The sequence below is a fragment of the Streptomyces akebiae genome, assembly GCF_019599145.1.
Lineage (GTDB): Bacteria > Actinomycetota > Actinomycetes > Streptomycetales > Streptomycetaceae > Streptomyces > Streptomyces akebiae.
This window is the reverse complement of record NZ_CP080647.1, coordinates 4,120,663-4,146,479: the sequence shown is the minus strand read 5'-3', so window position 1 is coordinate 4,146,479 and position 25,817 is coordinate 4,120,663. Positions and strand designations below refer to the sequence as shown.

Genomic DNA, 25,817 nt, shown 5'->3' with positions numbered 1-25,817 from the left:
ACTTGCCGGGCCCCCGGCGGCCTCATCGGGCGATCCTCTCCGTCGCCCTCGCCGTGATGGCCTTGACCTCGGCCTGGGCGGCCAGCGCGATGCGGTCGGCGCCCGGTTCGGCGTACCACGGGCGGAGGCGGACCAGGGCGGGCTTGACCCCGGTGGCGAGGAGGAGGGCGGTGCCCTTGGGGAGGGCGCGGATGCGGTCGGCGGGCAGGATGCGTTCGAGGCGGTACGAGGTGGAGCGGGAACGCCCGTCCCTGCCGCGGGAGTAGCTCACCGTCGACACGTCGTGCTCGCCGACCAGCCGCGAGACCTTCTCCACGAAGTCCGCGTCGTCGAGGCCCGCGCCGAGCAGCTTGATGGTCGCGGCACCCCACAGCGCGTCCATCCCGGCCTCGCCCCACACCCGGGTGCCCTGGCGGTAACTCTGGAGCAGCGTCACGACGTTGATGCCGCGCGAGCCGAAGTGGGAGTAGAGGTCGGGCAGGTCGGAGATCCGGCAGACGTTGGCGGCCTCGTCCAGCACCGCCGTCATCGGCGGGTCCAGGCGCCCGCCCATCCGTTCGGCGGCCACGACACCCGCGCGCAGGACGGAGTCGGCGCACGCGGCGATGACACCGGCGGCCGAGCCGCCGCCGTCCTTGGAGAGCAGGTAGAGGGTGTCGCGGGACAGCACGTGCCGCTCGGGAAGGAACTGCGGCAGCCCCGGGTCCGGGCTCGCCCAGGCCGCGATCGTCGGGTCGAGCAGGCACGCCACGCACTGGCGGGCCGTCTCGTAGATGCCGTCGCGGGTCTCCACCGCGCCCTGGACGGTGCCCTGGAGCTGGTCGGCGAGGGCCGCCATGCCCGCGTCGCGCAGCAGGTCGACGGGCGTACGGTCGGCCGGGTCCGCGAGCCACGACAGCACCTCGCCGATCTGCCGCTCGCCCCGGTTGGCCGCGTGGAAGAGCGCGGTGAGCGTGTTCTGGGCAGCCGAGATCCAGAAGTCCCGCTTGGAGGCGTCGTCGTTGACCGCGCCGACGAAGTGGCCGGCCAGCCGGCGGGCGCCCTCGATGGTGGCCGCGTCGGCGAGCATGTCCCACCACAGGCCGCGCGGGGTGTGCGCGATGCCCTGCGGGTCGAACGTCCAGACGCTGCCAGCGCGTTCGCGTTCCGCCCGGGTCACGCTGTACACGTCCGCCTTGTTCGACGTCAGCAGCACGCTGCCGCGGGCGCGCAGGACACGGGGCACGGCGATGCCGGTGGACTTGCCGGCCCTCGGTGCCATCAGGTCCAGTTCCACGTCCTCGTAGCTGCTGCGGAGTTCGGGGCCGCCGGGCTCCAGGTCACCGAGGAGGTTGCCCGTCTCGTCCGGCGGGAGTTTGCCGGACCTGGGGAGGGACGGGCGGAGTTGGCGGGCGCGGGCGGCGGCGCCCTTCGGGAGGAGGGCGGAGAGTTCGCGTCGGCCCGCGAGGCCGCTGGGCTTCCTGCCTCGGCGGCGGACGAGGACGACGGGGGTGATGAACAGGGTGAGGGCGCCGCCGAGGACTGTGCCCATGCCGGCGGTGAGGGTGCCGGAGGAGGTCGTGGGCCAGAGGGCCGCGGGGCCGTCGGTGACGAGGGTCTTCATCGTGGTGAGGGTGAAGGGGGGTGGGTGCCAGCCGGCGCCGGTGAGGGCGGCGGCGAGGGTGCCGCCGAGCCAGGCGGTGAGGAAGAGGGTGCCGATGAGCAGGGCGGTGCCGGGGATGATCCAGGGCAGTAGGTCGTCGGTGGTGGTGTGTGGTTGCTTGCGTGTGGCCATCTCTGTTCCCCCGTCTGATCGAAGTTCTTCTTCGCCCCCGCCGCCCCTACCCGTCCCGTCCCCAGGGGCGGTGCCCCTTCGACCCCCGGGGGCGCCTGATGGGGTGGGGGGTGCGGTGCGATGGCGGATGCGGGTGCGTGGGGCTTCTCGCGCAGTCCCCGCGCCCCTGAAAAGCCGGGGCTGCGCCCCGTGCTTTTCCTCCCGCAGCCGACGCCGCTTTTCAGGCCGCTGGGCCATTCCAGGCCCGCAGGGGCCTGGTCTTCAGGCGCGCGGGGAACTGCGCGAGACGCCCCACGCACCCGCACCCGCACCCGCACACGAACCGGCCCCCCACCCCAAGGCCCCCACCCCTAACCCCCCAAGCTCACACACGCCCACCCTTCGACAGCGTCGGCGTCCACCTCGTGTTCGTGTTGTGGAGTTCCCGCTCCGTGTCCGTGATCGACACCTTGATCGGGATCCCGGGCCGGCCGCCCACCTTGATCAGGAACCGGCCACGACCGGGCGGCTCCTCGTTGCCCCCCGTGCTGGCCCACCCCGGCGGTGACGACCACGACGACACGAGGTCGATCTCCCGCTCCGACAGACCGACGATCTCGCCGAGCTCCCGCATCTCCGTACGGGGGAGCCCGGCGCACACCACCATCCCGGCCCGCTCCACGAAGCCGCGCGCCTTCGCCCGGTCCGCCTCGCTGCCCAGCGCCTCCGCGTCCTTCAACGTGTGCGTGATCTTCGCGTCGCCGAGCCCGAGGGACCGGTTGAGGCGGGTGAGCGCGTCGATGCGTTCGACGATGCCGGAGGCGGCCCGCAGGGGGCGCCAGAGTTCGTCGAGGACGGTGAAGAACCAGCGCTGCGGTGCGAGGCCCGCGTCGGCGAGCGCGTGGGCCGCCGCGACCGTGCCGAGGCCGTCCGACCACGCCGCCAGCATCGCCGCCGCCGTGAGCTGTGTGTCCGCCTCGCCGATCCGGGAGATGTCGACGCAGACGGCGGGCGACGCCGGGTCGATACGGGTGGAGGTCTCGGAGGCGAAGGTGTCGCCGAGCGGGCCGTCCAGCACACCGAGCAGGGAGCGGTGCAGTGGGTCCACCGCCTCCTGGTAGCGGGCCACGTCGCCCCGGTCGAGGGTCACCGCCCGCACCCGGTCCGGGCCCTCGTCCAGCACTTTCAGGAGGTCGGGCAGGAGCGGGGCCCGGCCCGGCTTCGTACGTTCCGTCAGGTGATGCAGGCACGCCGACAGCACCGACTGTTCGTGGTCGTCCATCGGGCGGCCCCGGACGATGGTGATGAGCGCCGCGACCATGTTCAGCACTCGGCCGTGCGCCTCCGCCGCCAGGATCCGTCCCCGCTCGCCGCCGATCCGGAGCGCCGCCTCGCCCATCGCGCCGGGGTCGAGGACGTTGATGCCGCCCACCCCGCGCCCGATGGAGATCACCTGACCGCCGAGCGCCCGGACGGTGTCGGCGTAGTCGGGCTTGAGGTCGCCGAGGACCAGCGGGGTGATGCCCGTGGCCGCCATGCCGATCAGCATGCGGTTGACCAGGGTGGACTTGCCGAGGCCCGGCATCCCCAGCATGAAGAGCGACGGGTTGGAGATGTAACGGGCGCGGGTGAACCAGGAGATGGGGTCGCCGCAGACCGTCGCGCCCGTGTGCAGGTGCTGGCCGAGCGGCACCCCGGTCATGGGGGCGCCGGAACCCGCCGCGAAGGGCCACAGACCGCACGCCTGGACCGTCGTGGCCCGCCACAGCGCGGGCGGGTCGACATGCCCGACCTGGCCGCCGCCGGGGCCGAACCACCCCCGCGGGGGCGCCACCTGAGGCCGTACGGGACGTGTGGGACGTGTCTGACCTGCGGAACCTTCAGCTGCGCGCGTGCTCACAGCGCCTCCCGGATCTGGTACGGAACGAGGGTGTGCTCCCACGGCAGCAGGCCGACGGGGAGCGTGCAGGTGAACGCGGACGCCTGCATACGGTCGGCGGGACGCATCAGGATGCGCGAGGACGCCTGGAGGTTGCGTACGGTGATCGCCGCGTCCGGCAGCTGCTCCTCGCTGTCCACGGTGACCGTCACCATCAGCGAGAACTCCACGAGCCCGGCACCCGCCGCCTCCTCCGCCGCCGTCTGCTCTGCGGCCTGCATCTCGGAACTGGCCCGTGCCTGCACCAGTCCCCGCTTGGAGCCCGCCATGAAGTGCGCGGCACGCCGGTCGGCCTCGACGATGCGGGCGGAGGTCGCCGGGTCGATCGGGCGGTAGACCAGCGAGACCCGCTTGCGGCGGGTGCCCGACGCGGGCTCCAGCAGGCCACGCAACACGCTGGAGCGGACCGTGCCGCGCGGCGCCAGCGTCAGCATCCACGTCCGCGAGACCCCCGAGTCGTGCTTGTACGCCTGCACCGACTCCACGGCCGCCGCCGGGCCCGCGTCCGACCAGTCGAGGCCCGTGGTCGTCTGCTCGGCACGGGCGCTCAGCACATCGGGAGCGACGGCGGGGTCGTAGGCCACCCGTACGATCTCCGCGATCCGGTCGGCGGAGAGCGGGTACGCGGAGCCGCCGCCGGCCGCGACCAGGCCCGACAGCAGGCCGGGCAGCCGCATGGACAGGTCGGTGATGACGTCCTCGACGTCCCGCTTGGGGCCGCCGGTGGGGCCGTAGGTGAGGGCGATGTAGGTGTGCATCTCGGAGGAGGCGGACGGGTAGCGCGCGACGACCTCCTCCATCACGGCGCGGGCCGCCGCCGGGGCGTCCGGCGAGATGCGCGGCAGCACCTCGGCCGCCAGCCGCGTCCCGGTGTCCGGCGCGGTCTCCACGACGACCTGGGCGCCGCGCAGGCCCGGCTCGTGCGAGAGCCGCGAGAGCCAGTCACCCCAGGACGCCACCCAGATGTCGACCTGCTCGGGGTCGACCAGCGAACCGCCGTCCGGCTCGCAGGCCAGGACCACCGTGCAGAGGTTGCGGCCGGGGTGGTGGAGCACCCCGAAGGCGCGGTTGTACGCGTCCCGGCCCTCGTACATCTTGGTGCGGGCCAGCAGGCCCGGCGGCTGGTAACGGCCGCCGGGGCGCTTGGAGAGCGGGCCGGAGACGTACGTCGTGGAGCCGTTCGCCTTGCGCCTGAGCCAACCGATACGCACCGCGACCACCTGGTAGATGTTGCGGCCGTCCACCGTGCGCAGCGCGAGCGGCGCGAGGAAGAGGCCGAGGGGGATGAGGACGAGGATCGCGGCCAGCAGAGAGACCAGCGAGGCGAGCAGAGCGACCAGGAGTCCGCCGAAGGCCACGACGGTGCCGAGGAGGCCGAGTGGACCGAGGCCGGGGCGGCGGGGGCGACGCCAGTTTCCGTAGGTGGGACGCGTGAGGGCGTCGGTGGACATGGGTTCCTTCTTCCGGCTGAGTTCGCTGGTTTCCCCTGCCTACGAGCTCGGGGTGTTCGGTCGCTCGGTGGCTGCGGGTCCGTCGTGGTCGCTCGCGCAGTTCCCCGCGCTCCTGGGGGAAAGGGCCTGCGGCCTCTTTCCCCCAGGAGCGCCCTACTGGTTGTGGCCCTTCATCCCGTCGTTGTCGTCCAGGGAGCCCGCGACCTCGGATGCCGCCTGCATACCGGTCTGGACGACGACGGCGGCGGCCTGGACCGCGACGGCCGCGCCCGCCGTGGCCGCTCCCGCGGCGGCGGTACCGGCCGCAGCGCCGGCGCCACCCGCACCGCCCGCGGAGGCGCCCGCGCCCGAGGAGGGTGAGCCCTGGGGGCCCGTCGAACCGCCGCCCCCGCCGCCGCCCGACTGACCGGCCGCGCCGACGGCACTGCCGGCGATGCTGACCGCGCCGGAGGCCATGTTGTTGGCGGCGCCGAGGGCGACCGTGCCGCCCGAGGTACCGCCGAGGGCGGCCGTGGCCGGGACGATCAGCTTGAGCAGGGCGGGCAGGGCGAAGACCGCCATGATCAGCATGCCCATGCCCGCGATCACCTGGTTCAGGTCCTTGGTGTCCTTGGTCATCGCGGTGGCCGAGTAGATGATCAGGGCCGCCGCCGGCTTGTACAGCAGCCAGGCCGCGAGCCAGCCGATGTGCTTCTTCCACCAGCCCTCGCCCCACCCGGTCATCGAGGAGGCGGCGGCCAGCGGCAGCGTGCCGACCAGCATGATCAGGACACCGATGCGGATGTACATCAGCACGATCTGCACGAAGCTCGACAGCATGACCAGCAGACCGAAGATCAGCACCAGACCCGGCTGGTTGAGCGTCAGCACGCCCAGCATCTCGGCGGCCTTGTCACCCAGGTTCGATCTCGCGTAGACGTCCTTGGCGTACGCGTCCGACGCCTTCATCAGGGCCGTGACCACGGGTACGGAGGCCGCGCCGACGAGGATGACCTTCCACATCCCCATGAACGCCTGTCGCATCGACTGGCCCTTGCGGTCCACGGCCATCCTGATCGCGGCCAGCAGCAACGACGCCACCGCGACATAGGCGACGATCCAGTTGACCTCCGCGGTGATCTGACCGATGGGACTGCCGGCGGTCGCCTGGCCGTGGCCGCCGCCGTTCCCCGTCGGGTCCTTCACGTCGATGTTCAGCCAGACGCCGTTGAGCGCCTTGAGCACCTCCGCCGCGCCGTCGCCGATCGCCTTGGCGAAGACGACCACGGCCCCCTCGGTGAACTGCTTGCCGCCCTCTTCGATCACACAGTCGTAGAGCTTCCAGGAGCAGGCCATCTCACGCCTCCCAGGTGACGAAGCCGTCGGTGCCGCTGACCTGCGACACTCCGCTGTAGACCGTGCCGTCCGGGTCGGGCGAGAGTTTCCAGTCGCCGTCCCGCCAGCGCACGGTGACCGAGGCGGAGCCGTAGCCGCCGTCGCCCATGCCGCGCACCAGGACCATCACGGTCGCCTGTGTCTCGTCGTACGACAGGACCGTGAACCCGGCGTAGCCGCCGGCGTCCGGCGAGCCCGTGGTGGACTTGTTCGCCTCCTGGGAGCGGCTCGCGATCAGCGCGTCGCGGCCCGCGCCCGGCACGACCTGCCGGTCGACGACCTCGCGCCAGCCGTCGTAGCTGAGGTGGTCGGTGATGGAGTGGACCGCCATGACGGCGCCCAGCGGGGTGTGGGCGAAGCAGGACCAGACCGGACCGTCGTACGTGAGCGGGCCCGCCGCCTTGGAGACCGGGACCAGACCGGTGCCGTTGGCCTTCCAGCGGAAGTCGCGCGGCGCCTCGGTGGGCTCCGCCTGGTCGCGGTCGTCGGTGCGGCACCCGGCGGGCCGCTTGTCCGAACCGCCGGCACCGTCCGCACCGCCGTCGGAGTCCGAGCCACTGTCGGAGCCCGTGTCCGAGGTCGAGGTCGGTGCCGGGTCCGGATCGCCGGCCGCGCCGGGAGACCCCTCGCCGCCGTTGCCCGTCACCGCGAAGAGCACGGCGAGGACGAGCAGTACCGCCAGGAACCCGGCCGACAGGATCCAGCCCCGCTGCTGCCAGAACGGCTGCTCCCACTCTCCGCTGCCCCCGTGGGCCCGGCCGGAGTTCAGCATCGTCGCTCCCCCTTTCGACGTGCTCGGACGACTAGAAGACGAAGTTCACGAGCGGGCCGGCGGTGGCGACCAGGACACAGCCGCCGAGGACCATGCCGAGTCGGCCCATGTGCTCCGAGCCCTCGCCGCGGCGCATGGAGATCGCCATCATGGCGCCGCAGATCAGCACACCCGCGACGCCGGCGGCGGTGCCGGCCCAGGCGACGATGCCGAGCACGGTGTCGACCTTGCCGGTGAGTTCGGCGGGAGCGTCGCGGTTGGGGTTGGGGACCGTGCCGTCGGCCAGGAGGACGGACTGATGAGCCTTGGCGGCTATCGCGTGCAGCATGTGGTTTCTCCCCGTGGTCTCGGCCGTCCCGCCGTGGGCGGCGGGACGATGTCGACCGATGTGAGCGGATGGGACATTGGGTCGTTTCCGGGGCCGGCGTGACGTGCCCGGGTTCCCGGTCGCCCTGTGAGCTTGGCGACTGCTGTGAGCCGAAACCAAGCGATGTAGTGATCCAGCACCTGTCGGTGACGTGCTCGTGACAGACGGGAACTCCTCGTCATGTCCGGGACAGTGACGATCCGTCAGAAACGTCGGGACCTGCGGCTAAGTGGAGGGCATCGCACCGGTGTGCGAAGAGGACGACGTGTCCAAGTGCGACGGGGCCGCGCGTCCTCGCGCGGCGGGGTCGTGTGTCCTCGCGCGGCGGGGTCGTGCGTCGGGGCTGCGACTCGGTGCACGACGGGTGCGTACCCGCGCGTTACGAGAAACCGCCCGAAGCCACGGCGGAAGCTTCTGAAGCCACGGCGGAAGCCCCTGAAGACGCAGCGGAAGCCGCCTGAAGACGCAGCGGAAGCCGCCTGAAGACGCAGCGGAAGCCGCCTGAAGACGCTCCAGAAGCCGCCCGAAGCCACGGCGGGAGCCGTCAGGCAGGGCCGAAGCCGCCCGAAGACACGGCGACGGCCCGCCGGTTCCCCGTGAACCGGCGGGCCGTCGCCCTGTCTTCCGCCCGGTGTCCCGCTCGGCGTCCCCCTACAGCACGAACCCCACGATCGGTCCGGCCGTCGCGCCGATGATGCAGGCGCCCATGACCACCGCGAACTGGCTGAGATGCTCGTCGCCCTCCCCGGACCGCAGCGAGATGGCCATCCGCGAGCCCACGATCAGCAGCCCGCACACACCGGCCGCGGTGACCAGCCAGGCGAGGATGTTCAGTACGTAGTTGAGCTCGTTGGTGACCACGGCCGGAGGCCCGGCCAGTGTCGAGGCGGCGGCGTACAGGGTGCTGCTCATGGGGTCCTCCCGGTCAGACGGGCCAGTGCCGCGCTCTCCCGGGGCGGCGGGCCGGTGAGATCGCCGGTGCGCCAGGCGGGCACCCAGGGCACCCGGTAGACGTCTATGACGGAACCGATCACCTTCACGCGCTGCGCCAGCTGCCGGGGCAGCCGGCCGGGCGCGTCCGCGACCAGCACGATCGCGTCCAGGTCGAGCCCCGGCGGCGCGTCGCCCCGCCGGAAGATGTCCAGGGTGTGCGAGACCGCGTCGAGCCCGGCGGCGTGCGTGCGCCCCACCAGGAGCACCGAGCCCGGCTCGCCCTGGTCGGGACGCGGCCAGTTGCGGCCCGCGTCATGACCGCCGAAGACCGTCGCGAGGGTGGTGGACCCGGCGCCACCGTGCGTGGCCACCCAGGAGAACCGTCGCGTGCTCGCCGCCGCCAGGGGCGCCGGATCCGGCGGCCGTGCCTCCGGCTCCGTCACCGGACCGCGCACCCAGATCTCCGGCCCGGCCGCCGCCTGTCCCGTGTCCGGCCGCATCACCGCATCACCGCTCTCCACCACTCCCCGTTTCCGCCGCTGATCACGCGGTCCGCTCGGCGCGGTCCGCTCGTCGCAGTCTTCCTGAGCCCGTGGCGCCCGTCGCACCCGGCGGGGTGCCCGCCGCCGTTGCGTGCCCGGCGCGACGCCCACCCCCGATCTTCACGGCGTACGGGCGGCTTGGGAATCGGGACGTGAGTTCCTGCGACGAGCCTGTGACGCACCGGTGACGCGTGGAGTGGGGGTGAGCGGCGAGACTCGTCTGACTGGACCCAAGTGGCAGGAGCATGACGGAACTTCGTCGTCCCGCCGCTTCGACGCTGAGGGGAGCAGATGTCCAACGGGGGAGGGTCCGTCACGACCTGGGTCGTCGGCGGCTGTGTGGCTGCCGTGATGATGCCGGTGGTCATGATGGTCGCGGTGAGCGGCGGCGGCGATGCCGAGGCCGAGGAGCAGGGCGTCGGGGGAGGCCTCAAGTCGGGCCAGGTGCCCGCCGAGTACGTGCCGTGGGTGCTCAAGGCCGGCGCCATGTGCGATGTCATCAAGCCGGCGGTGATCGCCGCGCAGATCGAGGCCGAGTCCGGCTGGAACCCGAACGCCAAGTCCCCGGTCGGCGCCGAGGGGCTGAGCCAGTTCATGCCCGGCACCTGGCCGAGCTGGGGCAAGGACGACGACGGCAACGGCCGTGTCTCGCCGTACGACCCCGGCGACGCGATCATGGCCCAGGGCCGCTACGACTGTGCCCTCGCCAAGCAGGTCCAGGGCTACAAGGACAGCGGCCAGGCGACCGGCGAGACCCTCGACCTGGCGCTCGCCGCGTACAACGCCGGTCCGGGAGCCGTGCAGAAGTACGGCGGCATCCCGCCCTACACCGAGACCCAGAACTACGTCGCCCGCATCAAGTCCCTGATCTCCAAGTACGAGTCGGTCGACGACCCGCCCGGCAAGCTCCCGGCCGGCCGGGAGATGGCGATGCCGCTCCCCGGCAACCCGCCCGTGACCTCCCCGTACGGCTGGCGCATGCACCCCACGCTCGGGGTCCGCAAACTCCACACCGGCATCGACTTCGGCGCGGCCGCCGGCACGCCGGTCCTCGCCGCCCGTGACGGCGAGGTCACCTTCGCCGGCTGGAGCAACGGCTACGGCAACCGCGTCGTCATCTCCCACGGCACCATCAACGGCGACACCATCTCCACCACCTACAACCACATGCTGTCCGGCCTCAACGTCGGCGTCGGCGACAAGGTCAAGGTCGGCCAACGCGTCGGCCTCGTCGGCTCGACCGGCTACTCGACGGGCGCCCATCTCCACTTCGAGGTGCAGCAGAACGGGGCCTACGTGAATCCGGCGCCGTGGCTGGGGCTGTAGTGGTGAGCAGGGCGAAGTGGGCGGCACGGAACCGCCGTTCGGCGTGGACGACCGGTTCGACGGGGCAGGACACTGAGGTGAGGAGGGGAACGAGGGTGAACACGATGCGTGATGCACGCGGGGGGCGCGAGGAGCGTGACACGCGCGGGGAAGCGCGGGTCCCGGGCGGACCGCACGTGCCCGGTGCGCGGCACGGAACGGGTGGCGGGCTGATCCGGCGGGCCGGCGTGGTCCGGCGGGCCGGCGCGGTCCGGCGGGCGGGCGTGGCCGTGCTCGCGGCGGTGACCGGTGTGGCCGTCCTCACCGCCTGCGGCCTGGAGGACCACCGCGAGACGGCGGGCGGCTCCACGGCCACGTCCGAACCGCCCTTCACCCCCAAGGCCCCCCTCCCCTCCGGGAAATCGCTCGGCCCGGACGCCCACGTCCCGAGCCCCACCGGCGTCGACGAGACGGACGCGACCGCCGTGGCCGAGGCCTGGACCGAGGTCGCGTACGGCTACGACACCAAGTACGACACGGGCCCGCACGACGCCGTCCTGCGCTCCGCGCGCTGGTTCACCGCCGCCAAGGCGAAGGCCGAACGCTCGTACCGCCCCGCGAGCGGCGCCGGTGAACAGTGGAACTCCTGGGCCGCGCACAAGGCGTGGACCACGGTCGACGTGGAACCGGACGACGACGGGGACGCGCCCTCCGACTCGGCCAGGGACGCCTACCGTGCCCTCTTCGTCGACGGCACGGCACACGGCCGCGACGGCTGGACGGGAACCGGCCCTCAGGCCACGGTGTACGTGAAGCTGGTGCGCTCGGGCAAGGGCGAGCCGTGGCGGGTGGACGAGGTGCGTACGGTGGAGGCAGCGATACCGACACCGGACCCGTCCACCCCGGCCTCAGCCGCCACCCCCACAGCTCCTCTTTCTTCTTCTCCTTCTGCCCGACCCGAGTGAGGGAACGATGACTCGACTCAGCCGCGAACAGAAGCGGGAACTCAAGCGCGCGGGACGTGTGCCGGCCGGGCTCACCCCGATCGACGTCCGTGTCTCGGCCGAGGCCGGTGCGACGGTCGGCGGCATGCCGGTACCGCCGGCCGCCGGGGAGTCCCTCCAGAGCGCCGCCCTCGACTACCTCCACCGCCTGGCCCTCGCCACCGGCCATCCCGTTCTCGCCACCGTCCACGACGAACGCATCGGCTACGTCGTCCCCCTCCGGATCCACGTCGACGGCTCCAGCCACTACGCCGGCGAGCCGGTGCGGGTGGGCGAGCCGAGGGGGTTCGCGGCAGAGGGGGCGCCAGCCGTGCGCGAGGGCGCGGCGGTACGCGAGGGGGAGGAGCGGATCGCGCCGGGCATGGCCGCGCCGGCCCACCTCGGCGAGGGCACGGACGCGTGGACAGCACCGGAACCGCCTGCCTCGGCCCCGGCCCAGGCCCCGCGTCGCGACAGGTCGACGCATGTGCTGCGCGCGGTGCCGGAGTCGGCGGCCACGGGCCGACTCCCGCAGGAACAGGGCGACTCGCGGGGCGCACACCCGCAGGCTCACACCTCGGCACACCCTCACCAGGACCCGAACTGGCAGCCCCGCCCCGAACAGCACGCGCAGGCCGACCCCGGGCGGGCGCCGCAGACGGACGCCGAGCGCCGCTCTCCGGCCGAGTGGCAGCCACACGGCGGCGGAGAGCAGCAGCCTCGCAGCGGCTGGCAGCAGCAGGGCGAGTCCGGGCGGGAGCCGCAGGTCGGTGAGCCGCGGGCTCGGTCGGCCGAGTGGCAGGCGCGGTCGGTCGGGCAGGCCCCGGCCCAGGTTCCGTCCCAGCCCGAGGTGCAGCAGGAGTGGCAGCCTCAGGCAGGGCCGGAGGGTTCGGCGCACCCCGAGCAGCACCGGCCGCAGCCGACCGCCCAGCCCGATGTACGGCCGGACGCGCGGCCGGAGTCGCAGTCGCACCCTCAGGGGCAGGCGAAGCGGGAGCCGAGCACGATGCGGTTGGCGGCGGGCGACCCGGCGCCCTCGGCGGAGCCGGTCGCCTCCACCCCGGAGCCCGAGCGCCCGAAGCGAGAGCCCAGCACCCTTCCGCTGACGGCGGCGAAGCCCACGTCAGGGCCCTTCGCCGACCCGACGCCCGCGCCCGCGCCCGCAGAGCCCCCGCCCGCCCGCGCGCAGGCCACCGAACCCCCACCACCCTCACCCGCCCCGAACCACGCCTCGTCCACCAACGCGCCCACACCCGAGTCGGCCGCAGCGCCCCACGCGCAGCCTGCGGCGCAGCCCGTGAAGCCGCAGCCGCGGACGATGCCCCTCACGGCGGCGAAGGAGAAGCAGGGCGAACGTGTCGACCAGGGCGACGCGTCGCAGCCGGCGTCGGGCGGGGTCGTTCCGTCGACGTTCGTGCTGCGCGCGGTGCCGGAGCCGCAGGACGGACCCTTGGCGCGGCCACCGCGCACCCCGGGCCTCCCCCTCACCCTGCCGGGCGTCCCGGTGGACTCGGAGGCCCGACCCTCGGCACCCGAGCCCGCCCAGGACCTCGCCCCGGCCGCCGGCACCGTCTCGCCCCCGACCGGCGAGTTCGGCCCGCTCACGGACCCCGAACCGCCCCCGATCGGGACGGCCTCCCCGTCCTGGCACCAGGACCGGGCCGCAGCCCCGCCCCAGCCCTCGACCAGCACCCCCCGCTCGGCCCCGGCCTCCCTGAACCCGCAGCCGTGGCCCCCGGCCCCGACCGACGCCCCCACCCCGGAGCCGGCACACACCCCGTCCCCGGGTCCCACCCCGGAGTCCGGGCCCGCCTCGCTGGAACCCCAGCCCTGGCCGCCGACTCCGACTCCGGGACCGGCCCCGATGCCGATCCACCCGCAGCCCACCGCCCCCACCCCGGAACCCGCACCCCCCGCCACCCTGGCCCCTCCGGCGGAGTCCGCGTCCGACGCGTACTCCGCCCCCGAGTGGAAGGTGCTGGAGGAGGACACCGCGCCGAAACCCGCGCCGGTACGGGAGTTCGACGCGGTGGCCGAGGCGGTGCTGGACCCGGCGGAGGACGGTGGCACCCCGTCACCGTTCGCGGAGCCCGTCTCGCGCATCAACGAGGCCGTGAAACTGGGCCGGATCCAGGAAGCCGCGGAGATGGCCGAGCAGACGGTCGCACAGGCGACGGCGACGCTTGGCCCCCAGCACCCCGAGGTCCTGAAACTCCGCGAACTCACCGCCTACATCGCCTACTTGGCCGGTGACGCCCTCCGCTCGTTCCACCTCTCCCTCGACCTCGCCGGTCTCCGCCACCGCATGCGCGACCAGCGTGCCGCGTACGGCAACATCCAGAGCGCGGCGGCCGCCTGGCGGGCGGTCCGCGACCCGCTTCAGGGTCTGCACCTGGGCCGCGACCTGATCGCCGTCTGGACCGACCTCGCCGCGGACGCGGGCCCCGCCGCCGACGACCTGGAGCAACTGGAGAAGGCCCGCACCCGCATGACCCGCCTCACCGACCGGGCCCGCGCCCTCGACTCCGCCCCCTACGCCCATGGCCAGTAACCCCAGTTATCCCAGCGACCCCACCCGAGGCCACCACCGCCCTCGCCCCGGCCGCGTACCCGGCGTCCCCGACGGCGCGCTCGGACGTTCCGGCCGCGTACCCGGCGCCCCCGACGGCGCGCTCCACCGCCCGACCGACCGGTCCCGCGCGGCCCGCCACCGCTCCCTCTCCCCGACGTCCACCGAACACCACCCCGGACCGCGTCCCCGAGTCGAGGTCACCGTCAACGAGTTGACCGGCACGGTGAGTTGGCGCACCCTCGTCCGCCCGACACGCGCACCGACCGCCCAGGACGGCACCCCCGGTACCGTCGGCGCGTCCGGCACCCCTCACCGCCGTACGACCGCGACCGAGCCGGGAGCCGCCGCCCCCTTCAGCGCCCGCGCCGCGGCCTTCCGCTCCGCAGGCCTCGACCCCTCCCGCGCCCCCGCGAAGGGCGCCGCCCCCATCCCGACGCACCCCGGAGCCGTACGGGCCGCGCTGAGTGCCGACGTAGGAGCGCTCACCCCGGAGCGTGGCAGCAGCCGGCCGGCCCGGCTCGGCGCACTCCGCTCCGCCGTGGCCGCCGACCTCGCCCGCGGCGCCGGCATGCCCACCTCGGTCGCGTCCCGCCTCAGGTCGACGACCGCGACCCCGGCACACACCCACGTCCTCGCGGCCCGCCACACCGCGGCCGTGACCCGCCCTCCGACCCCCGCCCCCACCCACCGCCGGTCGCTCTGACCCGCACCCGCGCACACCCGCACCCGCCCACACCCGCACCCGCGCACACCCACACCCATGCACCCGAGGCCGACCGCGGCGCTCCCCACCGCCGGCCGACCCCGGAACGACAACCAACCACCCGGAGCGTCACCTACCGGGCGTCACCCCTCACTTACGACCTCACTCCGAGGTCACTCCGAGGTCACTGCGACCTCACCCCGACCTCACTCCGACAACTCCCACACCGCGTACGCCAGCGCGTCCCCGTTCCGGTCGAGTGCCGTGTCGTTGATGTTGGCCGTGGTGTCGCAGGACGAGTGGTAGCAGCGGTCGAAGGCCTGGCCGGAGGTCCCGCCCCACTTGGCGACCTGCGCGGCGGTCTTCGTACGGCTCGCTCCCGTGAAGAGCCCGCCGACGGGCACCCCGGCGCTCTTGAACGGCGCGTGGTCGGAGCGGCCGTCGCCCTCGGTCTCGATCTCGGTCGCGACGCCGATCCCCGCGAAGTAGTCCTTGAAGGTCTGTTCGATGACGGGGTTGTCGTCGTAGACGAAGTACCCGGGGTTCGGCGAGCCGATCATGTCGAAGTTGAGGTAGCCGCTGATGCGGGCCCGGTTCGCGGCGGAGAGGTTGTTGACGTAGTAGCGGGAGCCGACGAGGCCCAGCTCCTCGGCGCCCCACCAGGCGAACCGCAGATGCTTCGTGGGCTGGTAGTTCGTGCGCGCCACGGTCAGCGCGGCCTCCAGCACGGCGGCGGACCCGCTCCCGTTGTCGTTGATGCCCGCGCCCGTGGAGACACTGTCCAGGTGTGAACCGGCCATGACAACCTGGTTCGCGTCGCCGCCGGGCCAGTCCGCGATCAGGTTGTAGCCGGTGCGCCCGCCGGACGTGAAGGACTGCACGGTCGTGGTGAAGCCTGCCGCGTCGAGCTTGCCCTTCACGTAGTTCAGTGACGCGAGGTAGCCGGCCCGGCCGTGCGCTCTGTTGCCGCCGTTGGCGGCGGCGATGGACTGGAACTGGGTCAGGTGGGCCTTGACGTTGGCCACGGGCAGGTCCGGTGCCGCGGCGATCGTCGCGGCGGGAGCGGCGGCCGCCCGGTCGGGTGCGGGGGCCGCCCCCGCTATGGAACCGGTGGTGAACAGCGTGGCCACCGTGACGGCGGCGGCGACGGCGGCACGTCCCGTGACTGGAACAGAGAGCTTCATAGTGGGGGGCTCCGAATTCCATGGGTTCGCCCCGGACGACACTGTTGATGTGTCCATGGCAAAACCGGGTGAATGAGGTGCCTGGATGGTGCGGTCGGGACTGACTCTCCGTCAAGGGTGCTATTTGGCCAGCGGGGTTCGCGCCTCGACGGCCTCCGGGACGACGCTCAGCTCCTCCAGTCGCCTCCGTGCCGTCCGGGCCGTCCGCAGCGCGTCCCACGTCAGCAGGGACAGCGCCAGCCACACCAGCGCGAAGCCCGCCCACCGCTCGGGCGGCATGGCCTCACCGAAGTAGAGGACGCCCAGCAGGAACTGGAACACCGGCGCCAGATACTGCAGCAGCCCCAGCGTGGACAGGGGCACGCGGATCGCGGCCGCCCCGAAGCAGACCAGCGGCAGGGCGGTCACCAGTCCGGTCGCGGCGAGCAGCAGCGCGTGCCCCGTCCCCTCCGGGCCGAAGGTGGCCTGCCCGCGCGATCCCAGCCACAACAGATAGGCCAGTGCGGGCAGGAACTGGATCGCGGTCTCGGCGGCGAGCGACTCCACGCCGCCGAGGTTGACCTTCTTCTTCACCAGCCCGTACGTGGCGAAGGAGAAGGCGAGGCAGAGGGAGATCCACGGCGGCCGTCCGTAGCCGATCGTGAGGACGAGCACCGCCGCGAAGCCCACCCCGACCGCCGTCCACTGGACGGGCCGCAGCCGTTCCTTCAGCAGCAGGACGCCGATGGCGATGGTGACGAGCGGGTTGATGAAGTACCCGAGGGAGGCCTCGACGACCTGGTGGGTGTTGACGGCCCAGATGTAGACGCCCCAGTTGACGGTGATCGTGGCCGCCGCGACCGTGATCAGGCCGAGCTTGCGCGGCTGTCGCAGCAGCTCACCGGCCCAGGACCAGCGTCGCAGCACCAGCAGCACCACGGCGACGACCGCGAGGGACCAGACCATGCGGTGGGCGAGGATCTCCAGCGCGCCGGAGGGCTTCAGCAGGGGCCAGAAGAGCGGGACGAGCCCCCACATCCCGTACGCGGCGAAGCCGTTCAGCAGCCCTATCCGGTGTTCGCCCCTCGACTGCGCCGCCACGGCCCCTCCTCCTCGCCCGGCCGCACCGCCGCGACCCCGAACCCTCGGTCTCCCGAAGGTAACGCCGAGCACCCCCGGCTGTCATGCCCGTATCGGGATACGGTCATGACAGCCGGGGGTGGGTGCCCAGAGGGGGAGTCCGGGGTGCCGACCGGGGCGCACGGCCCCGGGGTGCGGAGGCTCAGCCCCGGCCGGTCACGCCTTCAGCGCCGCCGTGATCGACTCCTCGATCGGCGTGGTCGGGCGGCCGATCAGGCGGGAGAGGTCACCGGAGGAGACGACCAGCTCGCCCTTGGCGGCGGCCGCGTCGACGCCCGCGAGGATCTCGGCGAGGAACCCGGGGAGCCCGGCGCCGGTCAGGATGCCGGTGAGCGCCTCGACGGGGACGGGGTTGTTCGCTATCTCCTTGCCGGTCTGCTTGCTCAGCTCGGCCGCGTACTCGGCGAAGCTCCACGCGGTGTCGCCGCCCAGCTCGTAGGTCTGGTTCTCGTGGCCCTCGCCGGTCAGCACGGCGACGGCGGCGGCCGCGTAGTCGGCGCGGGCCGCGGAGGAGACCCGGCCCTCGCCGGCGGCGTGGGTGACGGCGTTGTACTCCAGCACCGGCGCGAGCTGCTCGGTGTAGTTCTCGTTGTACCAGCCGTTGCGCAGCAGGGTGTAGGGCAGCCCGGAGGCGAGCAGCGCCTTCTCGGTGGCCCGGTGGTCGTCGGCGAGCGCGGCCGTCAGGCTGCCCGGAGCGCTGGTGTACGCGAGGAGCGCCACGCCCGCGGCCTTGGCGGCGTCGATCACGGCCTTGTGCTGGCCCACCCGGTCGCCGCCGAGCTCGCTGCCCGAGATCAGCAGCACCTTGTCACCGGCGGCGAACAGGCCGTCGAAGGTCTCGGGGGCGTTGTAGTCGGCCACGGCGATCTTCACGCCGCGCGCCGCGAATCCGGCTGCCTTCTCCTCGCTGCGGACGACGGCCGTGATCTGCTCGGCCGGTACCTTCTCCAGCAGACCCTCGATGACGAACGTGCCGAGGTGTCCGGTGGCTCCGGTGACGACGATGCTCATGGTGAAACTCCTCCAGGGGGGCGGGTGCGCCACTCACCCTAGGGGGTGCACTAACTCTTCGAAAGTACCCACTTTGAAGTAAGCTACTGGCATGGCCGTAAGCAAGGTGTCGCCGCAGCCCGCGAACAGGTACGAGATGAGCCCCGAGGGGATGTGCCCCTACCGCCTCGTCCTGGAGCACGTCACCAGCCGCTGGGGCGTCCTCGTCCTGATCGAGCTGATGGAGCGGCCGTACCGCTTCAGTGAGCTGCGCCGGGCCATCGGCCGGGTCAGCGAGAAGATGCTCACCCAGACCCTGCAGACCCTGGAGCGCGACGGCCTCGTCCATCGCGACGCCAAGCCCGTCATCCCGCCCCGTGTCGACTACTCCCTCACCGACCTCGGCCGCGAGGCCGCCGAACAGGTTCGCGCCCTGGCGGGCTGGACGAAGGACCGCATGGACGAGGTGGAGCGGGCCCGGCGGGCGTACGACGAGGCCCGGGGCTGAACCCTGCCCCGGGCCTCGTCGCTCAGTCGTCGTCCACGGTGGTCGTCCCTCGGCGGTCGGCCGCGGCTCAGCCGACCACGGTCCAGGTGTCCCCGCCGGCCAGCAGCGCCGAGAGGTCGCCCTTGCCGAACCGGTCGACGGCGGAGTCGAGCTGGTCGGCCATCTGCGTGTCGTAGACGGGCCGTTCGACGGACCGCAGGACACCGATCGGGGTGTGGTGCAGGGTGTCCGGATCGGCCAGCCGCGACAGCGCGAACGCGGTGGTGGGCGACTGAGCGTGCGCGTCGTGGACCAGGATCCGGGCCTCGTTCTCCGGGGTCACGGTGACCACCTTCAGATCACCGGTCGCCTCGTCCCGGACGACGCCCCGGCCGCCGGCCGCCCCGAACCGGATCGGCTCGCCGTGCACCAGCCGGATCACGGCCTCCTCGGCCTGCTGCCGGTCCTTGAGGACCTCGAAGGCGCCGTCGTTGAAGATGTTGCAGTTCTGGTAGATCTCGACGAGCGCCGTGCCCGGATGGGCGGCGGCCTGCCGCAGCACCTCCGTCAGGTGCTTGCGGTCGGAGTCCACGGTCCGCGCCACGAACGACGCCTCCGCCCCGAGCGCCAGCGACACCGGGTTGAAGGGCGCGTCCAGCGAGCCCATCGGCGTCGACTTGGTGATCTTGCCGACCTCCGACGTGGGGGAGTACTGCCCCTTCGTCAGACCGTAGATCCGGTTGTTGAAGAGCAGGATCTTCAGATTCACATTGCGTCGCAGGGCATGGATCAGGTGGTTGCCGCCGATGGAGAGCGCGTCCCCGTCCCCGGTCACCACCCAGACGGACAGATCGCGCCGCGAGGTGGCGAGCCCGGTCGCGATCGCCGGCGCACGCCCGTGGATGGAGTGCATCCCGTAGGTGTCCATGTAGTACGGGAAGCGGGACGAGCAGCCGATGCCCGAGACGAAGACGATGTTCTCCCTGGCCAGACCCAGTTCGGGCATGAAGCCCTGGACGGCCGCGAGGACCGCGTAGTCACCGCAGCCGGGGCACCAGCGCACTTCCTGGTCGGACTTGAAGTCCTTCATGGACTGCCGGGCCGTGGCCTTGGGCACGAGGGAGAGCGCCTCGATCGAGCCGCCCGTACCCGCGGTCTCCGTGGACCTCTCAGCCATCGATGGCCTCCTTGAGAGCCGTGGCGAGCTGCTCCGCCTTGAACGGCATGCCGTTCACCTGGTTGTACGAGTGGGCGTCGACCAGGTACTTCGCCCGGACGAGCGTGGCGAGCTGCCCGAGGTTCATCTCGGGGATCACCACCTTGTCGTAACGCCGCAGCACCGCACCGAGATTCCGCGGGAAGGGGTTGAGGTGCCGCAGATGGGCCTGCGCGATGGACTCCCCGGCCGTACGCAACCGCCGTACCGCCGCCGTGATCGGCCCGTACGTCGATCCCCAGCCCAGCACCAGCGTGCGCGCCTCGTGCGGATCGTCGACCTCGACATCGGGCACGTCGATCCCGTCGATCTTCGCCTGCCGGGTGCGCACCATGAAGTCGTGGTTGGCCGGGTCGTAGGAGATGTTGCCCGTGCCGTCCTGCTTCTCGATGCCGCCGATCCGGTGTTCCAGCCCCGGCGTCCCCGGCACGGCCCAGGGCCGGGCCAGGGTCTGCGGGTCGCGCTTGTACGGCCAGAAGACCTCGGTGCCGTCGTCGAGCGTGTGGTTGGGCCCTTGGGTGAACTGCACGGTCAGATCCGGCAGTTCGTCGAGCTCGGGGATGCGCCAGGGCTCGCTGCCGTTGGCCAGGTAGCCGTCCGACAGCAGGAACACGGGCGTGCGGTACGTCAGCGCGATCCGGGCGGCCTCCAGGGCCGCGTCGAAACAGTCGGCCGGGGTGCGCGGCGCGACCACCGGCACCGGGGCCTCGCCGTTGCGCCCGTACATGGCCTGGAGCAGATCGGCCTGCTCGGTCTTGGTCGGCAGCCCGGTGGACGGCCCGCCGCGCTGGATGTCGACGACGAGCAGCGGCAGCTCGAGCGAGACGGCGAGCCCGATGGTCTCCGACTTGAGCGCCACACCGGGCCCGGAGGTCGTCGTGACCGCGAGAGAACCCCCGAAGGCGGCCCCCAGCGCGGCCCCGATGCCCGCGATCTCGTCCTCGGCCTGGAACGTCCGCACACCGAAGTTCTTGTGCCGGCTCAGCTCGTGCAGGATGTCCGAGGCCGGGGTGATCGGGTACGAGCCCAGGTAGAGCGGCAGATCCGCCTGCCGCGAGGCCGCGATCAGCCCGTACGACAGGGCCAGGTTCCCGGAGATGTTCCGGTACGTCCCCACGGGGAAGGCCTGCGTCGCCGGGGCGATCTCGTAACTGACCGCGAAGTCCTCGGTCGTCTCCCCGAAGTTCCAGCCCGCGCGGAAGGCGGCGAGGTTGGCGGCCGCGATGGCCGGCTTCTTGGCGAACTTGGCCGCCAGGAACTTCTCCGTGCCCTCGGTCGGCCGGTGGTACATCCATGACAGGAGGCCGAGCGCGAACATGTTCTTGCTGCGCTCGGCCTCCTTGCGACTGAGGTCGAATTCCTTGAGCGCCTCGACGGTGAGGGTGGTCAGCGGCACCGGATGGAGGCTGTACCCGTCCAGCGAACCGTCCTCCAGCGGGCTGGTCGCGTATCCGACCTTCTGCATCGCCCGTTTGGTGAACTCGTCCGTGTTGACGATGACCTCCGCGCCGCGCGGCACGTCCCCGATGTTCGCCTTGAGAGCGGCCGGGTTCATCGCGACGAGCACATTGGGCGCGTCACCCGGGGTGAGGATGTCGTGGTCGGCGAAGTGCAGCTGGAAGCTGGAGACGCCCGGCAGGGTGCCGGCGGGGGCGCGGATCTCGGCGGGGAAGTTCGGCAGGGTGGAGAGGTCGTTGCCGAAGGTGGCGGTCTCGGAGGTGAAGCGGTCGCCGGTGAGCTGCATACCGTCACCGGAGTCCCCGGCGAACCGAATGATCACCCGATCGAGTCGACGGACGTCCTTCGGTCCCGCCGGATTGCGCTGTTCCCTCAGTTCTCCCAGAGCGGACTCGTCGGCCTGCTCCGCTGGGCTGCTGACCTGGCTGGTCACTGAACTGGACCTCCCTTGAGGCGGCTGTCCGGGAACGGCCGTCCCGCCGGCCCTCCCACCAAGACAACCCTACGTCGGCGAGGCTGGAGGACGGCTCGACTTGTCCACCCGGAGACCGGATGGCGAGGCGGACGGGGAGACGAACGGCGAGGCGGACGCGGAGACGGATGGGGAGACGGATGGGGAGACGGATGGGGAGTGATGGGGAGGGAATCGGGAGCCTGCCTGACACGGTGTCAGATAATCATGAATTCAGATAGGTGAGCACTGCCAGAACCCGGCGGTGGTCCCCGTCGCTCGGGGACAGCCCGAGCTTCAGGAAGATATTGCTGACGTGCTTCTCGACGGCCCCGTCGCTGACGACCAGCTGCCGGGCGATCGCCGAGTTGGTCCGCCCCTCCGCCATCAGCCCCAGCACCTCACGCTCCCGAGGGGTGAGCCCCGCGAGCACGTCCTGCTTCCGGCTCCGCCCGAGCAACTGCGCGACCACCTCCGGGTCCAGCGCCGTACCGCCCCGCGCCACCCGCACCACGGCGTCGACGAACTCCCGAACCTCGGCCACCCGGTCCTTCAGCAGGTACCCGACGCCACGACTGGACCCCGCGAGCAACTCGGTGGCGTACCGCTCCTCCACGTACTGCGACAGCACGAGCACGCCCAGCTCCGGATGCGCCTTCCGCAGCTGTACGGCGGCCCGCACGCCCTCGTCGGTGTGGGTCGGCGGCATCCGCACATCCGCGACGACCACGTCGGGGAGGTCCCCCTGTGCCGCGAACTCGGTGATCGTCTTGATCAGGGCGTTCCCGTCCCCGACCCCCGCGACGACATCGTGCCCCCGGTCGGTCAGCAGGCGCGTCAGCCCCTCTCGCAACAGCACCGAATCCTCGGCGATGACCACCCGCACCTTGTCCTCCACGCCTGATCCCCCCACTGCACCCCGCACTGCGACAGCCCCCAGCATTCCAGCATCCGGGAGCGTTCCCGCACCGACGGGGAAACAGGGGAGGAACAGGGGCGGGAACACCCCCCGAACCGGCCGAATACCGCCGTCACCGACGCCTGCGCACAGCGGGAAACACACGAGCGCGCCCAGGGGGCGGCAACCCCTGGACGCGCTCACCGAGACTCAACCCCGGGCCCTGCACCCGCGCCCCGAAGGGGCGCGGGGAACCGCGCGAGCAACCACAGCGCACCCGCACCCGCACCCGCCTGTGCAGACAAGGCACCCACAGCGAAGGCGCCCCCCGTTCGGGCCGCCCGCAGGGCCTCGCTCAGGCCGCCCGCCAGGGCAGCTCCGCCGTCACCCGGGTCGGGCCGCCGGTCGGCGAGTCGACGACCAGGATGCCGTCGACCGCGCCGATCCGCTCGGCGAGCCCCGCCAGCCCCGAACCGTTCCCCGCGTCGGCGCCGCCGACGCCGTCGTCCATGACCTGGAGCATCAGCCGGTTCTCGACCCTCCAGACGTCCACGGTCGCCCGCGAGGCCCCGGCGTGCTTGCTGACGTTCTGCAGCAGCTCGGACACGGTGAAGTACGCGATGCCCTCGATCGCCGGCACCGGCCGCGCCGGCAGGTCCACCTCCACCACCACCGGCACCACGCACCGCGAGGCGACAGCCGACAGCGCCGCGTCGAGGCCCCGGTCGGTCAGCACCGCCGGATGGATCCCCCGCGCCAGATCCCGCAGCTCCCGCAGCGCCGTCTTGACCTCCCCGTGGGCCGAGTCGACCATCACCGCCGCCGCCCGCGGGTCCTCCGCCAGCTTCTCCTTCGCCATCCCCAGATCCATCGCCAGCGCCACCAGCCGGGCCTGCGCCCCGTCGTGCAGATCCCGCTCGATCCGCCGCAGATCGGCCGCCGCCGTGTCGACCACGACCCCACGGTCCGACTCCAGCTCCACGACCCGCGCCCCCAGCCGTGACGGCCCCAGCAGCGTGACCACCATGCCCCGGTCGACCATGGTCAGACCCCGCACGATCCACGGCGTGGCCATCGTGAAGAGCAGCCCCACCAGCGCGGTCACGGTCACCTCGAACGGGTTGTCCAGATACACCGAGTGCGTCTCGTCCCCGTACAGCTGCAACCCGTCCTGCCCGGCCCACACGGGGAACACCCAGAACCACAGCGGATACGTCAGCAGCGCCCACCCGTACGTCCAGAAGGTCACCGCCACCACGAACGAGAACACCGACCACGGGAACTGCGCGACCGCGTACAGCAACTGCCGCCACGACGACCCGCTGCGCAGTACGGCGCCCATCCACGCCATCGCCCCGCGCCCCCTCGTCCGCAGCGGCTCCGGCGCGGCCACCTCCACCCCGAGCAGCGCCCGCGCCCGCGCCCGCTCCAGCGCGCCGAACCCCCGGCACCCGGCCAGCCCCGCCGCCAGCACCGGCACCCCGAGAAACGTGATCAGCAGCCCGGCACCGACCGACACCATCGTCACGGCGTACGTGAAGAGCAGGATCCCGATCGGCAGCCCCAGCAGCACGTACCCGAACTCCCGCCAGCTGCGCGCCTCGAACGGTGCCCGCAACCCGGCCGGCACCCGACGCCGCCGCTCCTCGCCCCAACTCCCGTACCCGTCCCCGTACTCCGTGGCCATCACCGTCTCCCGCCTCCGCAGATCCCGCACTCCCGATGTCGTACTCCCACCCTCCTCGCCACCGCCCGCCGGAACCATGGAGCGGGTCGGCGTCTCGGTAGGGGGGTTTTCCCCACCCCGGGCCCCGGGCCCCGGAACCGCGGGCCGGAAAACGAAGCGGGGGCGCAGCCCCTGCGTCGCTTTTCAGGGGCGCGGGGAACTCCACCAGAAGCCCCACCGGACCCGCACCCGCACACGCCGAAGGGGCACCCACGACGAGTAGGCGCCCCTCACACCCCGGCAGTCGGACCTACCGCCCCCGCCAAGGCAACTCCGCGGTCACCGTCGTGGGCCCGCCGACCGGCGACTCGATCACGAACAACCCGTCGACCGCGTCGAGCCGTTCCGCCAGCCCGGCGATCCCGCTCCCCCCGTCGAGTCGCGCACCCCCACGCCCGTCGTCCCACACCTGGATCAGCAGCCGGTCGTCGGACCGCCACACATCCACCGACGCGGCCCTCGCCCCACTGTGCTTGCTGACGTTCTGCAGCAGCTCGGAGACCGTGAAGTACGCGATGCCCTCGATCGCCGCGGCGGGCCGCGTGGCCAGATCCACGGTCACCTTCACCGGCGCCGTACAACGCGAGGCGACCGCCGACAGCGCCGCGTCGAGGCCCCGGTCGGTCAGCACCGCCGGATGGATCCCCCGCGCCAGGTCCCGCAGCTCCTGCAGCGCCAGTTTCACCTCGCCGTGCGCCTCCTCCACCATCGTGGCGGCCGCGTCGGGATCCTCCAGCAACTTCTCCTTCGCGAGCCCGAGCCCCATCGCCAGATTCACCAGCCGGGCCTGCGCCCCGTCGTGCAGATCCCGCTCGATCCGCCGCAGATCGGCCGCGGCCGTATCGACGACGACCCCCCGGTCGGACTCCAACTCGGCGATCCGCCGCTCCAGTTCGTCGGACGGCGACAACAGCGACCGCACCATCACCCGGTCCACGTTCGTCAGCCCCCGCACGATGTACGGCAGCACCGGCCACGCCACGAACAGCCCCGTCAGAGTGATGACGAACGTCGCGACGGCCCACGGCATCCGGATCAGCTCGTACAGCATCGAACGCCAGCCGACCGGATCCTTCACGCTCATCCACGCCTGCGCGATGAAGCCCTCGTCGGCCCGCCGCCCGCTCCCACGGAACGGCAGCGGACTCGGCTCGTCCACCCGCACCCGCAGCAACGCCCGCGCCCGCATCCGCTCCAGCCGCCCCAGCTGCCTGGCGCCCATCAGCGCGGCGGCGAGCAGCGGAAAACCGATCACCGTCAACGTCAGGAACGCGCTGGTGAACAGCACCGTCGTCACGTACACGAACCCGAGCAGCGCGACCGGCAGATTCGCCAGCAGATGCGCGATCTCCCGCCAGGTCTGCCCCCCGAACGCGAACCGCGCGGGCGGCAGCGGATCGGAAGGCGTGCGACTGGAGGGCAGCGGACGACCGTACGGCCGTCCGGAGCCGGTCGGGGAGGAGAGGGGTTCGGTCATGCCCACCAGCCTGCCCGCCCGCTCCAGCCCCGCGCCATGAGGCGGACCGCCCCGGCCGCCCTGGGGAAAACCCCACCCCGTTCCATTCCCGCCCCCTCCCGACCCGATCACGGCGGC

General features: G+C 72.4%; 21 protein-coding genes. 5 read left to right on the top strand and 16 right to left on the bottom strand.

The features are described 5' to 3' along the window. Positions 1-22: 22 nt before the first annotated feature. The 8 genes from K1J60_RS17710 to K1J60_RS17675 form a co-directional block, all read right to left on the bottom strand. Positions 23-1,774: a type IV secretory system conjugative DNA transfer family protein gene (locus tag K1J60_RS17710; protein ID WP_220647046.1), complete on the bottom strand. Its 1,752-nt coding sequence runs from the start codon at positions 1,772-1,774 to the stop codon at positions 23-25. Between the two features lie 364 nt (positions 1,775-2,138). Next, positions 2,139-3,587 (bottom strand): ATP/GTP-binding protein, encoded by a 1,449-nt coding sequence (locus K1J60_RS17705; RefSeq protein WP_259407771.1) that lies wholly within the window; start codon positions 3,585-3,587, stop codon positions 2,139-2,141. Positions 3,588-3,649: 62 nt separating this feature from the next. Then, positions 3,650-5,143 (bottom strand): SCO6880 family protein, encoded by a 1,494-nt coding sequence (locus K1J60_RS17700; protein ID WP_220647045.1) that lies wholly within the window; start codon positions 5,141-5,143, stop codon positions 3,650-3,652. A 153-nt stretch (positions 5,144-5,296) separates the two neighbouring features. Beyond that, positions 5,297-6,478, bottom strand: a complete 1,182-nt coding sequence (locus K1J60_RS17695; RefSeq protein ID WP_220647044.1) for a hypothetical protein — start codon at positions 6,476-6,478, stop codon at positions 5,297-5,299. A 1-nt stretch (position 6,479) separates the two neighbouring features. Continuing rightward, positions 6,480-7,289 carry a hypothetical protein gene (locus K1J60_RS17690; protein ID WP_220647043.1) on the bottom strand — a complete coding sequence of 270 codons (810 nt, stop codon included), beginning with the start codon at positions 7,287-7,289 and terminating at the stop codon, positions 6,480-6,482. A gap of 31 nt (positions 7,290-7,320) precedes the next feature. After that, positions 7,321-7,617: a hypothetical protein gene (locus K1J60_RS17685; RefSeq protein ID WP_045559387.1), complete on the bottom strand. Its 297-nt coding sequence runs from the start codon at positions 7,615-7,617 to the stop codon at positions 7,321-7,323. 690 nt (positions 7,618-8,307) lie between these two features. Beyond that, positions 8,308-8,568, bottom strand: a complete 261-nt coding sequence (locus K1J60_RS17680; RefSeq protein ID WP_220647042.1) for a hypothetical protein — start codon at positions 8,566-8,568, stop codon at positions 8,308-8,310. After that, positions 8,565-9,113 carry a DUF6668 family protein gene (locus K1J60_RS17675; RefSeq protein ID WP_259407770.1) on the bottom strand — a complete coding sequence of 183 codons (549 nt, stop codon included), beginning with the start codon at positions 9,111-9,113 and terminating at the stop codon, positions 8,565-8,567. The genes K1J60_RS17680 and K1J60_RS17675 overlap by 4 nt, the downstream gene beginning before the upstream one ends. A gap of 309 nt (positions 9,114-9,422) precedes the next feature. On the opposite strand from K1J60_RS17675, the gene K1J60_RS17670 reads away from it, so the two are divergent. The 4 genes from K1J60_RS17670 (at position 9,423) to K1J60_RS17655 (ending at position 14,694) form a co-directional block, all read left to right on the top strand. Next, positions 9,423-10,457 carry a peptidoglycan DD-metalloendopeptidase family protein gene (locus K1J60_RS17670; protein WP_220647041.1) on the top strand — a complete coding sequence of 345 codons (1,035 nt, stop codon included), beginning with the start codon at positions 9,423-9,425 and terminating at the stop codon, positions 10,455-10,457. Between the two features lie 104 nt (positions 10,458-10,561). Beyond that, the gene (locus K1J60_RS17665; protein ID WP_259407769.1) at positions 10,562-11,401 is read left to right on the top strand and encodes a hypothetical protein; all 840 of its coding nucleotides are present in this window, start codon (positions 10,562-10,564) and stop codon (positions 11,399-11,401) included. A gap of 7 nt (positions 11,402-11,408) precedes the next feature. Continuing rightward, the gene (locus tag K1J60_RS17660; RefSeq protein ID WP_220647039.1) at positions 11,409-13,970 is read left to right on the top strand and encodes a hypothetical protein; all 2,562 of its coding nucleotides are present in this window, start codon (positions 11,409-11,411) and stop codon (positions 13,968-13,970) included. Further along, positions 13,960-14,694, top strand: coding sequence for a hypothetical protein (locus K1J60_RS17655; protein ID WP_220647038.1), 735 nt, complete (start codon positions 13,960-13,962; stop codon positions 14,692-14,694). The genes K1J60_RS17660 and K1J60_RS17655 overlap by 11 nt, the downstream gene beginning before the upstream one ends. A gap of 206 nt (positions 14,695-14,900) precedes the next feature. Here the strand turns inward: K1J60_RS17655 and K1J60_RS17650 are convergent, their stop codons facing one another. From K1J60_RS17650 to K1J60_RS17640, 3 genes are all read right to left on the bottom strand, one after another. After that, positions 14,901-15,878, bottom strand: coding sequence for a M28 family metallopeptidase (locus K1J60_RS17650; RefSeq protein WP_220647037.1), 978 nt, complete (start codon positions 15,876-15,878; stop codon positions 14,901-14,903). Between the two features lie 120 nt (positions 15,879-15,998). Beyond that, positions 15,999-16,958, bottom strand: a complete 960-nt coding sequence (rarD, locus tag K1J60_RS17645; protein WP_220647036.1) for an EamA family transporter RarD — start codon at positions 16,956-16,958, stop codon at positions 15,999-16,001. A gap of 195 nt (positions 16,959-17,153) precedes the next feature. Next, positions 17,154-18,008 carry an SDR family oxidoreductase gene (locus tag K1J60_RS17640; RefSeq protein WP_220647035.1) on the bottom strand — a complete coding sequence of 285 codons (855 nt, stop codon included), beginning with the start codon at positions 18,006-18,008 and terminating at the stop codon, positions 17,154-17,156. A gap of 91 nt (positions 18,009-18,099) precedes the next feature. On the opposite strand from K1J60_RS17640, the gene K1J60_RS17635 reads away from it, so the two are divergent. Further along, entirely contained in the window at positions 18,100-18,495 is a 396-nt protein-coding gene (locus K1J60_RS17635; protein ID WP_220647034.1) for a winged helix-turn-helix transcriptional regulator, read from the top strand. A gap of 67 nt (positions 18,496-18,562) precedes the next feature. Here the strand turns inward: K1J60_RS17635 and K1J60_RS17630 are convergent, their stop codons facing one another. The 5 genes from K1J60_RS17630 to K1J60_RS17610 all read right to left on the bottom strand — a co-directional run bounded on the left by K1J60_RS17630 (position 18,563) and on the right by K1J60_RS17610 (position 25,700). Further along, positions 18,563-19,651 (bottom strand): 2-oxoacid:ferredoxin oxidoreductase subunit beta, encoded by a 1,089-nt coding sequence (locus K1J60_RS17630; RefSeq protein ID WP_220647033.1) that lies wholly within the window; start codon positions 19,649-19,651, stop codon positions 18,563-18,565. Continuing rightward, positions 19,644-21,581, bottom strand: a complete 1,938-nt coding sequence (locus K1J60_RS17625; protein ID WP_220647032.1) for a 2-oxoacid:acceptor oxidoreductase subunit alpha — start codon at positions 21,579-21,581, stop codon at positions 19,644-19,646. The genes K1J60_RS17630 and K1J60_RS17625 overlap by 8 nt, the downstream gene beginning before the upstream one ends. Positions 21,582-21,825: 244 nt before the next feature. Continuing rightward, positions 21,826-22,485 carry a response regulator transcription factor gene (locus K1J60_RS17620; RefSeq protein WP_317619754.1) on the bottom strand — a complete coding sequence of 220 codons (660 nt, stop codon included), beginning with the start codon at positions 22,483-22,485 and terminating at the stop codon, positions 21,826-21,828. 367 nt (positions 22,486-22,852) lie between these two features. Further along, complete coding sequence (locus K1J60_RS17615; protein WP_220647030.1) at positions 22,853-24,184, bottom strand: sensor histidine kinase; 1,332 nt, start codon at positions 24,182-24,184, stop codon at positions 22,853-22,855. 289 nt (positions 24,185-24,473) lie between these two features. Continuing rightward, a complete protein-coding gene (locus tag K1J60_RS17610) occupies positions 24,474-25,700 on the bottom strand; it encodes a sensor histidine kinase (RefSeq protein ID WP_220647029.1) in 1,227 nt (408 codons plus the stop codon). Positions 25,701-25,817: the final 117 nt, after the last annotated feature.

Bases quoted from the DNA above. Each gene is read 5' to 3' on its own strand.
- K1J60_RS17710 (WP_220647046.1), bottom strand. From the start codon at position 1,774: ATGGCCACACGCAAGCAACCACACACCACCACCGACGACCTACTGCCC.
- K1J60_RS17700 (WP_220647045.1), bottom strand. From the start codon at position 5,143: ATGTCCACCGACGCCCTCACGCGTCCCACCTACGGAAACTGGCGTCGC.
- K1J60_RS17695 (WP_220647044.1), bottom strand. From the start codon at position 6,478: ATGGCCTGCTCCTGGAAGCTCTACGACTGTGTGATCGAAGAGGGCGGC.
- K1J60_RS17690 (WP_220647043.1), bottom strand. From the start codon at position 7,289: ATGCTGAACTCCGGCCGGGCCCACGGGGGCAGCGGAGAGTGGGAGCAG.
- K1J60_RS17685 (WP_045559387.1), bottom strand. From the start codon at position 7,617: ATGCTGCACGCGATAGCCGCCAAGGCTCATCAGTCCGTCCTCCTGGCC.
- K1J60_RS17680 (WP_220647042.1), bottom strand. From the start codon at position 8,568: ATGAGCAGCACCCTGTACGCCGCCGCCTCGACACTGGCCGGGCCTCCG.
- K1J60_RS17670 (WP_220647041.1), top strand. From the start codon at position 9,423: ATGTCCAACGGGGGAGGGTCCGTCACGACCTGGGTCGTCGGCGGCTGT.
- K1J60_RS17665 (WP_259407769.1), top strand. From the start codon at position 10,562: ATGCGTGATGCACGCGGGGGGCGCGAGGAGCGTGACACGCGCGGGGAA.
- K1J60_RS17660 (WP_220647039.1), top strand. From the start codon at position 11,409: ATGACTCGACTCAGCCGCGAACAGAAGCGGGAACTCAAGCGCGCGGGA.
- K1J60_RS17655 (WP_220647038.1), top strand. From the start codon at position 13,960: ATGGCCAGTAACCCCAGTTATCCCAGCGACCCCACCCGAGGCCACCAC.
- K1J60_RS17650 (WP_220647037.1), bottom strand. From the start codon at position 15,878: ATGAAGCTCTCTGTTCCAGTCACGGGACGTGCCGCCGTCGCCGCCGCC.
- K1J60_RS17640 (WP_220647035.1), bottom strand. From the start codon at position 18,008: ATGAGCATCGTCGTCACCGGAGCCACCGGACACCTCGGCACGTTCGTC.
- K1J60_RS17635 (WP_220647034.1), top strand. From the start codon at position 18,100: ATGGCCGTAAGCAAGGTGTCGCCGCAGCCCGCGAACAGGTACGAGATG.
- K1J60_RS17630 (WP_220647033.1), bottom strand. From the start codon at position 19,651: ATGGCTGAGAGGTCCACGGAGACCGCGGGTACGGGCGGCTCGATCGAG.
- K1J60_RS17615 (WP_220647030.1), bottom strand. From the start codon at position 24,184: ATGGCCACGGAGTACGGGGACGGGTACGGGAGTTGGGGCGAGGAGCGG.
- K1J60_RS17610 (WP_220647029.1), bottom strand. From the start codon at position 25,700: ATGACCGAACCCCTCTCCTCCCCGACCGGCTCCGGACGGCCGTACGGT.